The sequence below is a fragment of the Mameliella sp. CS4 genome (assembly GCF_019392335.1).
GTDB lineage: Bacteria > Pseudomonadota > Alphaproteobacteria > Rhodobacterales > Rhodobacteraceae > Antarctobacter.
The window spans coordinates 260,393-267,963 of sequence record NZ_JAHXRQ010000004.1 but is presented as its reverse complement, the minus strand read 5'-3'; the positions used below and the strand labels follow the sequence as shown (position 1 = coordinate 267,963).

Sequence of the window (7,571 nt, the reverse complement as noted above, 5' to 3'; positions counted from 1 at the left end):
GCGGTTGTAGCTCAGTTGGTTAGAGTACCGGCCTGTCACGCCGGGGGTCGCGGGTTCGAGCCCCGTCAACCGCGCCACTTCTTCTCCTTCGGAATATCGTTAGGCGCTTGAGTGGCGCTCTTGCGGTGCCTTTCCAAAAGTGACGCCTGAAAAAATCCTGAAAATCTGGACGTGTCGGCGGAACCAACCGCAGACAAGCGTGTTTTCCTATCAGACCGTATACGATCGGTTAACCGCGTAGGGTTTTCCTGACTATGCCCTTCGATGGTTTTGAGGCAAAAAGACTATGTGCCAAACAAAAGGGTGCCAAACAAAAGGCGCCCCGAAACGGGGCGCCTGTGGAGTGAACCAGAGACTAAAAGGGGGAGATAGAGACTCAGCTGCCCCAGGAACGGACCGGACCGCAGTCCATGTGAACGAAGTTCGATCGGGTGTACCGGCCAACGCCGCCTGCATTACAGGCCTTGGCCGCGCGATACATCTGGCTGACCGAGCGCGATGCGAGCCGCAGGTCCGCTGCCTGACCGTAAAGATGGCGCGAATTCTTGGCCACGCCGGAAGAGCGTGCCCTGAGCATCGCGTTTGTCGACGGACTACGGTAGCCCGAAATCAGCAGATAAGGCTCGGACACATCCAGCAGATTGTGCGATGCAGCCATGATGTCGATCGTCCGCGTGTCGATCGATTTGAGCTCGTTATTACGCCAATCGCGCATGAAGTAGTTGATCTCCTTGATCGCGTCGGCGAGGTAATCGCCTTCGATCCAGTAGATCATGTCCACCCGTTCGCCAGTGCGACCGGAATACATCCGGATGCGACGGACATCGCCTGCGCCGCGCAAAAAGCCTGCTGCGTTGGAGTATGTCGGCGCCGCTGCGACTGCCGTCGCTGCGAACGCGCCAAGAAGTGTCCGGCGGGTGAAGCCGCCGCTATTTGTCTCTGTCATGATGACCGCCTGTCCCGTGGTCGCCGTGTTACCTGAATGTGAGCGCATCGTTGTGCGCCCTCTGCCATCTATCCCCAGATGCCAAGAACTATATGACACGAATCGTTTGGCGCAAAAAGAGCGATTTGTGATGATTTGTAATGATCAAGGGGGAATTGGCGGGATTCTGCCAACAGCCGGCCAACTGTGGCGCGAATGCGCGGGGTTGCCTCTTTTTGGTCACAGCCAGGCCGGGCAGACCCTTGGTCGACAACTTGGCAAAAATGTGAATAGACAGCCCTTGACCCTGTCGGCATTGTGTTTTCGGGGATGGCTGGTCGATGAAGGATTCAAATATGCACAAGAGAGAAACCCGGGCCGTGTTCCAGGCGGCCCTCGCGGCAGGGGCCCTTTGGCTGGGAACCGCGCTGCCGGCGGCGGCCGAGGACGGCCTGACGCTCAAGGTGACGGCCTTCAAGCAGGCCGTGGCCGAGAACGTAGCCGACGACGACAGCATTGCCGCCTTCTATCGCGCGCGCGATTTCGCACCGATCTGGACCGGTGCGGGCGAGGGCGACCGCGCCCGCCGTCTTGCGCTGATGGAGGCGTTCTCCCTGGCAGACGATCACGGCTTGCCCGCCGGACGCTATGATCCCGACCGGCTCATGCTGCGGATGAGCCAGGCCACCGACGGCCGTTCGCGCGGGATGCTGGAAATCGAACTGACCCGCACCTTCATCCAGTTCGCCAACGATCTGCAGTCCGGAATCCTGGAGCCGGGCAAGGTCGTCGACGGGATCAAGCGCGAAGTGCCGCGCCGCGACCCCGAGATGCTGCTGACCCGGCTGACAGAGGAAGACCCGACCGCGGTATTCCTCAGCCTTGTGCCGAACAGCCCGGAATACACCCGCCTTATGCGGGCGAAGCTGCGGCTGGAACACAAGATCCGCAATGGCGGCTGGGGGCAGACCGTCCCCGCCGGCAGCCTGCGCCCGGGCAACAGCGGCAATGCCGTCGTCGCGCTGCGCAACCGGCTGACCGCGATGGGCTACATGGCGCCCTCGCTCAGCATGACCTATGACGCCGAAATGGAAGCCGCCGTGCGCGAGTTCCAGGAGGATCACGCCATCGAGGTCGACGGCGTTGCCGGTGGCAGCACCATGCGGGCCATCAACGTGTCGGCCGAGGAGCGGCTGAAGTCGATCATGGTCTCGATGGAGCGGGAACGCTGGCTGAACCTGCCCGAGGGGCGTGGCAAACGGCATATCCTTGTCAACCTGACCGATTTCCACGCCCAGATCATCGACGACGACAAGCTGACCTTTGAAACCCGGTCGGTGATCGGTGCGCAGGGGCATGACCGGCGCACGCCCGAATTCTCGGACGTGATGGAACTACTGGTCATCAACCCTTACTGGTTCATTCCCCAGTCGATCATTCGGGGCGAATACCTGCCCGCGATCCGGTCCAATCCCTATGCGGCGGGCCACCTGGAAATCGTCGACTATCGCGGGCGCCGGGTCAGCCGGGAAACCGCGTCGGCCTATGCGAATTCGGGCAACTTCCCCTTCACCATGCGTCAGCCCCCGGGGCCGAGCAATGCGCTGGGGTCGGTCAAGTTCCTGTTCCCGAACAAGTACAACATCTACCTGCACGACACCCCGTCGCAGCACCTGTTCCGGCGTGAGGTTCGCACCTTCAGCCACGGCTGCATCCGTCTGGATGACCCGCATGACTTCGCCTACGAGATCCTCAGCCGCCAGGTCGACGATCCCGAGGCTTACTTCAAGCGGATCCATGCATCCGGCGAAAACACGCGCATTCCCTTGGAAACGCCGATCCCGGTGCACCTGATCTATCGCACCGCCTTTACCAAGGCGAAGGGCCAGATGAACTATCGCAACGACGTCTACGGGCGTGATGCGATGCTCTGGCGGGCGCTGGCCAACGAAGGGGTGGCCCTGCGCGCGGGTCGCAGCTAAACCTCTCCCGGACTGCGCCCTGCAACGTCCGGGAGACACCATGCCGTTCACCATTGAAGACCTTGCAAGCGCCCTTGGCATGACCGCCGAGGGCGATTTGTCTCTGACCGTCACCGGATTGGCCGAACCGGCAGACGCAGGGCCGGACCAACTGGCGATGGCGGCCAAGCCCGAGTTCGTCGAGGCACTGGGCCGGGGGCAGGCCCGCGCGGCGTTGCTGGCGGCGGGGACGGACTGGCAGGCGCTGGGTCTGCAAGCGGCGCTGCTGTCGGATCGTCCGCGTTTTGCCATGTCGGGCCTGACCGGGCTGATGGACCAGGGGCCGGGATATGCGCCGGGCATCCATCCGCAAACGGTGATCGACCCGGGCGCCGAGCTGGGCGAGGGCGTATCGGTGGGGCCATTTGCAGTGATCGAGGCGGGCGCCCGTATCGGCGCCGGCTCGGTGATCGGTCCGCAGTGTTACATCGGACGTGATGCACGGATCGGCGCGGGGGCCCTGCTGCATTCCGGGGTGCGGATCATGTCCGACATCGTGATCGGTGACCGATTTATCGCCCAGCCGGGCGCGATCATCGGCGGTGACGGCTTTTCCTTTGTTACCCCGGAACGCTCGGGCGTGGAAAAGGCGCGTGCCTCGCTGGGGGGCGATGCAACCGACACCGCCCAATCCTGGGCGCGGATCGCCAGCGTGGGCGCTGTGACCATCGGGGACGATGTCGAGGTGGGCGCCGGGTCGACCATCGACAAGGGGACGATCCGCGACACCCGCGTCGGCAACGGGACCAAGATCGACAACCTCGTGCAGATCGGCCACAACGTGGTGATCGGGCGCGATTGCCTGCTCTGCGCAAACGTGGGCATCGCGGGATCTACCGTCGTGGGTGACAATGTCGTGCTGGGCGGCAAGGTCGGCGTCTCGGACAACCTGCGCATCGGCGACCGCGCGATCCTCGGCGGGGCGACCGTGGTGCTGGCAAACGTCCCCGCGGGGCGTGTCATGTTGGGCTATCCGGCGATGAAAATGGAATCCCATATCGAGGCCTACAAGGGCCTGCGCCGCCTGCCGCGCCTGTTCCGAGACGTCGCAGAGCTCAAGAAAGCAGTTTCAAAGCTGATGGGAAATGACTAAGTGTCCGGCAATTCTGGACAAGCGCGGGGCTGAGGTCATGGACGTCAAGGAACAGGTCATTCAGATCATCGCGGAGCAGGCGATGCTCGATGTCTCGGACGTGTCGATGGAAAGCACGCCCGAAGAGCTGGGAATCGACTCTCTCGGGCTGGTGGAAGCGATCTTCGCGATCGAGGAGCAGTTCGACATTTCGGTGCCCTTCAACGCAAACGACCCCTCGGAATCGGATTTCGACATCTCTTCGGTGGCGAAGATCGTCGAGGGGATCGAAAAGCTGATCGCCGAGCAGAAATCGTGAAGCGCGTCGTCATCACCGGGGCGGGAACGATCAATGCCTTGGGCCAGGACGTCCCCGCGACGCTGGAGGCCATGCGCGAGGGGCGCTGCGGCATCGGCGAGTTGGAGTTCCGCGACGTGGAGCGCCTGGCGATCCGCATCGGCGGCCAGGTCAAGGGGTTCGAACCCGAGACCGTCTTCAACCGCCAGCAACTCGCCCTGTATGATCGGTTCACGCAGTTCACCCTGCTGGCCGCCCGCCAGGCGGTGGCCCAGGCGGGGCTGGAATTCGTGGGCGACCTGGCCAACACCTCCGGCGTGGTGCTGGGCACGTCCGGCGGCGGGTTGACCACGCAGGATGACAATTACCGGTCGGTCTACGAGGAGGGGAAGAACCGCGTTCACCCCTTCGTCGTCCCGAAACTGATGAACAACGCGGCCACCAGTCATGTGAGCATGGAATTCAACGTCAAGGGGCCGAGCTTTACCGTTTCCACCGCCTGTGCCAGTTCCAATCACGCGATGGGACAGGCCTTCCAGATGATCCGTACCGGCATCTGCACGGCAATGATCACCGGCGGGTCGGAATCCATGCTGTGCTTTGGCGGCGTGAAGGCCTGGGAAGGGCTGCGGGTGATGTCCAAGGACGCCTGTCGTCCCTTCAGCGCCACCCGCAACGGCATGGTGCAGGGGGAGGGCGCCGGTGTCTTCGTCTTCGAGGAATACGAGCACGCCAAGGCCCGGGGCGCCGAGATCCTGGGCGAGGTGCTTGGCTTTGCCATGACCTCGGACGCCGCCGATATCGTCATGCCCTCCAAGCACGGCGCGGCCCGGGCGATTTCCGGCGCGCTGCGTGATGCGCGGGTCGACAAGGAACGGGTGAGCTATATCAACGCGCATGGCACCGGGACGGCGGCCAACGACAAGACCGAATGCGCGGCGGTGGCGGATGTCTTTGGCACCCATGCGGACAACCTGATGATCTCGTCCACCAAGTCGATGCACGGCCACCTGATCGGGGGGACCGGCGCGGTGGAACTGTTGGCCTGCCTCATGGCGCTGAAGGACGGGGTGGTCGCGCCGACCATCGGCTACGAGGAGCCGGACCCGGAATGCGCTCTGGACGTGGTCCCGAACGTGGCGCGCGAGGCCGAGGTGGACGTGGTGCTGTCGAATGCCTTTGCCTTTGGCGGGTTGAACGCGGTGCTGGTGCTGGGGCGCGTCTGACAGCAGCGTAAATCAAGTGTGCGCCTTGCGGCGCGCAGGGTGTCTCGGCGCCGGCCTTTGGCCGGACACCTCGTGGCAGGGACGTCCCGCCCCCGTACCTCCCGGGAGTATTTCCGCCAAGAAGAAGCCGCAGAGCGGTGGAGGCTGTGTCTGGGCGGCGCAGGCCATTGACGAATGGCGCGGGCGGGATTAGCGCTGCGCGCATGGCTCCTCCTCCCTTGCTTCAACTCACCTCTGTCTCTCTCACCTTTGGTGGCGATCCCGTCTTTGACGATCTGTCGCTGACCGTCCACCAGGGGGACCGTGTGGCGCTTGTCGGGCGCAACGGCTCTGGCAAGTCGACCCTGATGAAGGTCATGGCCGGGCTGGTCGAACCGGATCGGGGCGAGCGCGTGGTGCCCGCCGGGATTTCCGTGGGGTACATGGAGCAGGAACCGGACCTTGCGGGCTTTGCCACGCTGGGGGAGTTCGCGGCCTCGGAACTGGCGGCCTCGGAGATGTACCGGGTCGAACGCGCCTCGGAAGGGTTGAAATTCGATCCCGACCGTCCGGTTGAGACGGCCTCTGGCGGAGAGCGGCGGCGCGCCGCGCTTGCCAAGCTGATGGCCGAGGCGCCGGACCTGATGCTTTTGGACGAGCCGACCAACCACCTGGACATCGAGGCGATTTCCTGGCTGGAAGACGAGCTGAAAACCACGCGCAAGGGCTTTGTCCTGATTTCGCATGACCGCCGTTTCCTGAGCGAGTTGACGCGTGCCACGCTTTGGATCGACCGGGGGCAGGTGGCGCGGCAGGAACGCGGGTTTGCGGCTTTCGAGGCCTGGCGCGACAAGGCCTGGGAAGAAGAGGACCAGCAACGCCACAAGCTGGACCGCAAGATCAAGGCCGAGGCCCGCTGGGCCGTCGAGGGCATCAGCGCCCGGCGCAAGCGCAACCAGGGCCGCCTGCGGGCGCTGCAGGACATGCGCAAGGAGCGTGCCTCGCAGATCCGGCGGCAAGGCGCCGCCGCGATGGAAATGACCTCTGGTCCGAAATCCGGCAAGAAGGTCATCGAGGCGCAGGGGATAACCCATGCCTTCGACGACAAGCAGATCGTTCGCAATTTCGACCTGACCGTGCAGCGTGGCGACCGGGTGGCTTTTGTCGGCCCCAACGGTGTGGGCAAGACCACGTTGATCAAGATCCTGACCGGCGAGATCACCCCCGATGCGGGCAGCGTGAAGCTGGGCACGAACCTTGTCCCGGCGATCTTTGACCAGAGCCGGGCGCAGCTGGATCCCGAGGCCTCGCTTTGGGACAGCCTGACCAATGACCGCGACATGCGGGTGTCGGGGCAGTCCGACCAGGTCATGGTGCGGGGGCAGCCGAAACACGTGGTCGGCTATCTCAAGGATTTCCTCTTTGACGAACGCCAGGTCCGCGCGCCGGTGCGGTCGCTGTCGGGGGGCGAGAAGGCGCGGCTTTTGCTGGCGAAACTGCTGGCCCGGGAATCGAACCTGCTGGTGCTGGACGAGCCGACCAACGACCTGGATGTCGAAACGCTGGACCTCTTGCAGGAGCTTCTGGACGATTACGACGGCACCGTGATGTTGATCAGCCACGACCGGGACTTTCTGGATCGCGTGGCCACCACGACCGTCGCGATGGAAGGGGGCGGCCGTGCCACCGTCTATGCCGGGGGCTGGTCGGACTACCAGGCGCAAAAGCGCGAGCAGGCGGGACCGGCGAAAAAGGCGAAACCGGCGGCAAAGGCGGGGAGCGCGCCGAAACCCGCCGAGGCGGGGCCGGCGAAGCCCGTGCTCAGCTTTACCGAGAAGCACAGGCTGGAGGAATTGCCGGCTGTGATCGACCGGCTGGGCGCCGAGATTGCCAAGCTGGAAGGCTTCCTGGCCCAGCCCGACCTGTTCACCAAGGAGCCGCTCAAGTTCCAGAAGGCCACCGATGCGCTGGTGGAGCGGCAGGAGGCGCTGAGTGCCGCCGAGGAAGAGTGGCTGGAGTTGATGGAGAAGGCCGAGGAGGCCTGACAAGT

At 64.0% G+C, this 7,571-nt stretch carries 6 protein-coding genes and 1 tRNA gene; 6 read left to right on the top strand and 1 reads right to left on the bottom strand.

From position 1 onward, the window contains the following. Nucleotides 1–77, top strand: a tRNA-Asp gene (locus tag KZZ07_RS08160). A 299-nt stretch (nt 78–376) separates the two neighbouring features. Here the strand turns inward: KZZ07_RS08160 and mepK are convergent. Then, complete coding sequence (mepK, locus tag KZZ07_RS08155; RefSeq protein ID WP_219513410.1) at nt 377–946, bottom strand: peptidoglycan L,D-endopeptidase MepK; 570 nt, start codon at nt 944–946, stop codon at nt 377–379. Nucleotides 947–1,281: 335 nt separating this feature from the next. Here mepK and KZZ07_RS08150 point away from each other — a divergent pair, with 335 nt between their 5' ends. From KZZ07_RS08150 to KZZ07_RS08130, 5 genes are all read left to right on the top strand, one after another. Further along, the gene (locus KZZ07_RS08150; protein WP_255564222.1) at nt 1,282–2,907 is read left to right on the top strand and encodes a L,D-transpeptidase family protein; all 1,626 of its coding nucleotides are present in this window, start codon (nt 1,282–1,284) and stop codon (nt 2,905–2,907) included. A gap of 40 nt (nt 2,908–2,947) precedes the next feature. Further along, nucleotides 2,948–4,039 (top strand): UDP-3-O-(3-hydroxymyristoyl)glucosamine N-acyltransferase, encoded by a 1,092-nt coding sequence (lpxD, locus tag KZZ07_RS08145; RefSeq protein ID WP_219513408.1) that lies wholly within the window; start codon nt 2,948–2,950, stop codon nt 4,037–4,039. A 37-nt stretch (nt 4,040–4,076) separates the two neighbouring features. Beyond that, nucleotides 4,077–4,337: an acyl carrier protein gene (locus KZZ07_RS08140; protein ID WP_219513432.1), complete on the top strand. Its 261-nt coding sequence runs from the start codon at nt 4,077–4,079 to the stop codon at nt 4,335–4,337. Further along, nucleotides 4,334–5,542, top strand: a complete 1,209-nt coding sequence (locus tag KZZ07_RS08135; protein WP_219513407.1) for a beta-ketoacyl-[acyl-carrier-protein] synthase family protein — start codon at nt 4,334–4,336, stop codon at nt 5,540–5,542. The genes KZZ07_RS08140 and KZZ07_RS08135 overlap by 4 nt, the downstream gene beginning before the upstream one ends. Nucleotides 5,543–5,745: 203 nt before the next feature. After that, on the top strand, nt 5,746–7,566 hold the full coding sequence (locus KZZ07_RS08130; RefSeq protein WP_219513406.1) for an ABC-F family ATP-binding cassette domain-containing protein: 1,821 nt from the start codon (nt 5,746–5,748) through the stop codon (nt 7,564–7,566). Nucleotides 7,567–7,571 lie beyond the last annotated feature (5 nt).

Bases quoted from the DNA above. Each gene is read 5' to 3' on its own strand.
- KZZ07_RS08140 (WP_219513432.1), top strand. From the start codon at position 4,077: ATGGACGTCAAGGAACAGGTCATTCAGATCATCGCGGAGCAGGCGATG.
- mepK (WP_219513410.1), bottom strand. From the start codon at position 946: ATGACAGAGACAAATAGCGGCGGCTTCACCCGCCGGACACTTCTTGGC.
- lpxD (WP_219513408.1), top strand. From the start codon at position 2,948: ATGCCGTTCACCATTGAAGACCTTGCAAGCGCCCTTGGCATGACCGCC.
- KZZ07_RS08150 (WP_255564222.1), top strand. From the start codon at position 1,282: ATGCACAAGAGAGAAACCCGGGCCGTGTTCCAGGCGGCCCTCGCGGCA.
- KZZ07_RS08130 (WP_219513406.1), top strand. From the start codon at position 5,746: ATGGCTCCTCCTCCCTTGCTTCAACTCACCTCTGTCTCTCTCACCTTT.